The sequence below is a fragment of the Kribbella catacumbae DSM 19601 genome, assembly GCF_000372465.1.
In the GTDB taxonomy this organism is placed as follows: domain Bacteria; phylum Actinomycetota; class Actinomycetes; order Propionibacteriales; family Kribbellaceae; genus Kribbella; species Kribbella catacumbae.
On the sequence record NZ_AQUZ01000123.1, the window covers coordinates 1 to 2,813 of the forward strand.

A 2,813-nucleotide genomic window follows, 5' to 3' on the forward strand; every position below is an offset into this window, starting at 1 on the left:
CCCACGCCAATCACACGACACACCCTGTTCACCACACCGTTGCTCTAGACAACGACATGGCTCAGCCGGCCAGCCCCCGGTGAGAAAACCTCACTATGCCGTCGCCGATGGGGATTTGGTGGCGGTGAACTCGACGATGAGTGGGCGGCACGTTGCTCCGTTCGTCGTGTACGACGACGCCGGGGAGGTCGACACGGTGTTCCCGCCGACGGGTAAGACGTTCGCGATCACTCAGTCGCACTGGTTCCGGGTCGACGGCGGGCTGGTCCTCGAACACTGGGCGAACCGTGACGACCTGGGCCAGGCGAAGCAGCTCGGCTGGGTGCCGCCGACGCCGATCTACCTGATCCGGATGGCCCGGGCCAAGAGTCAGGCTAAGCGCGCGAGCTGAGCCGCTTGCCGGCCTTGGTTGTCCACAGGCTTTGAAGTCGTTCTCGGAACGGGCGGAAGCCGGGCATCTTCTCTGGTGACAGCACTTATGCGACCCGAGGAAGGCGGATGACATGAGCATCGGCGAGACCTATCTGGCAGTGCAGGGGTGGATCGGCAGCGACATCCGGTTCAAGGAGGTGTCGGAGGGCCTGCCGGTAGCCACGTTCCGGTTGGCCACCACGCCCCGCCAGTTCGACCGCAGTACGGGCGGTTGGACTGACCGCCCGACGAACTGGTTCACCGTCGAGTGCTGGCGAGCACTGGCCACGAACGTCAACCAGTCCATGGAACGCGGCCACCCGGTAGTCGTCACCGGCCGCTTCCGAACCACCGAATGGCAAGACGAGGAAGGCGCCCCCAGATCCCGCCTGATCCTAGAAGCCTACGGAATCGGCCACGACCTCTCCAAAGGCACCGCCACCTTCACCAAAACCCAGCCACGCCCCCAATCCCAAGAACTCCCACCCCCCGACCAAGACCTCCCAACCTCACTAACCGACGCCCCATCCCAACAACCCCAAGCCGCGTAACCGCAGCCGCGCCCGCGCCAGGGCCCCTATAACAGACCTCGGGCCCGCGGCCTCGCGCGCCCAACATCCGCACTCAACCCGTGCGCTCAAAGTGCGCGCACGCCAACGCCCGCGACCCCGCGAATGCTCACCCAGCCGGCCACCAGCCGCAGCCGTCAAGAGCACTTGCGGGCAGTCGGGCGCAGTACTCGCTGCTCAGCTGTCTGTGCCGGGGATTCGGCATCCTGACCTAATCCCCAAGCCAGGTGTTCACATGCCCGCGAACACCTACTGAATGCTCAGCGCCCTCGTCTACAGGGGTCCTGGTCGACCGGCGGCAAACCTCGCCGTACGACGCTCACCGCCTTGCAGGCCACGCCGTCCGGCGCCCACGACGGCCTGCCACAGCAAGCGGTGAACCACAACCTCGCCGTACCCCGAACACCCACCACCGGAGGTGCCCCTCTCTCGACCCTAGCGGCCACCACTACCGCTCAACCCTGACCTGGAAACGGTCCGCAAGATCCCCGGCGGACGACGCGGTCGTCGGCTTGCGAGCCCACGCCGTCCGGCACCCACCACGGCCTGCCACGGCAAGCGGCGAACCACAACCGCGCCGTACCCGACGCCGACCACCAGACGGCCACTTCGCTCCACCCCAGCGGGCCCCACTGGGCTCACCCCCCGGCCGAGGAGCGTCCCCCGCCGACCTGCCGCAGTACCCGGTCTGCCCCGTCCTTCCGCATGCCCGAGCGCCTGCATGTGCTTCATGCGTGCCCACCTGCGTGCATGCCCACCCACCCGCGTGCGTGCTCGCGTGCTCCCGTGCTCCCGTGCTCGCGTACTCGCGTATCCGCAGGGTCTGCGTGCCTGTGTTGGGTATCCGCATGTCCGCGTGCGCCGTGGCCGGCAACGGGTGCTTGCTGGATGCCGGCAGCGCCCTCACGATCTCGTACTGCTGGCCTGCCGCCTTGGCCGCCTATAACCCACGGGCCCACGGCGTACGGCGCCGACCGTGGTTTGGCCTGGTACGCCGCGAGCCGCACCCTCCCACCGTGCCCGCATGCCCGCGCCTCGCATGCTCACGTCCCCGCATGCCCGCACGCCCGGGCCTCACATCCCGCATGCCCGCATGCCCGCGTCACGTGCTCACGTCCCCGCATGCCCGCATGCCCGTGCCTCGCATGCTCGTGCTTCGCGCCGTCGCGCTTCGCGTCCTCGTGCCTGGCGTCCTCGTGCCTCGCGTCCCCGCGCCTCGTGTCCCGCGCACAGTGTCCCCGTGTCGGGTGTGCATCGGGCGGGCGGAGGGCTTGTGGTTGCTTGCGGAATTGTTAGCGAGGGTTGCGACAGCCTGGTCGTGTTGGGTGGCTGCCGCCCGTCGGTCGCGGCTCATCGACTGCGGCGTATTGCACTCACCCGGTCTGCTCACAGCTCTCAGGGCGAACCGGATGAGCGGTGCCGGTCGCCTCGCTCGCTGGTCCGGCCGGCCGAGGCTGGACCTGTCGATGGTCGAGCCGGCCAGCCGACTGGCGTCGGGTTCCTGGACCGGCGAGGGGGCGCAACCGTCGGCGCTCGCAGTGAGCCCGGCCGTTGAATCGAAGCCGGTTAGCTGAACGGTTGGGGAGGTTTTTGGCTGACCTTGGGGCGGGTTTTCTCTTCCTGGCGGGGCAAAAGTCTCCTCAAGTCGCCTCAGGAACGTGCTGACACCGCCTGGCCGGCACCGAACCGAAAGTTGACCCCGACCGAACAGCTCCCCGGCCCACTCCGCACAGATCCCCGGTCCCACCCCGCAGAGCTCCTCGGTCCCACACACGCAGTTCCTCGGTCCCACCCCGCAGAGCTCCTCGGTCCCACACACGCAGTTCCTCGGTC

At 68.3% G+C, this 2,813-nt stretch carries 2 protein-coding genes; both read left to right on the top strand.

What is annotated here, in order from left to right:
* Positions 1-79: 79 nt before the first annotated feature.
* Positions 80-391 (top strand): ester cyclase, encoded by a 312-nt coding sequence (locus A3ES_RS50780; protein ID WP_272944675.1) that lies wholly within the window; start codon positions 80-82, stop codon positions 389-391.
* 112 nt (positions 392-503) lie between these two features.
* The gene (locus A3ES_RS50785) at positions 504-962 is read left to right on the top strand and encodes a single-stranded DNA-binding protein (RefSeq protein WP_020393461.1); all 459 of its coding nucleotides are present in this window, start codon (positions 504-506) and stop codon (positions 960-962) included.
* Positions 963-2,813 lie beyond the last annotated feature (1,851 nt).

Bases quoted from the DNA above. Each gene is read 5' to 3' on its own strand.
- A3ES_RS50785 (WP_020393461.1), top strand. From the start codon at position 504: ATGAGCATCGGCGAGACCTATCTGGCAGTGCAGGGGTGGATCGGCAGC.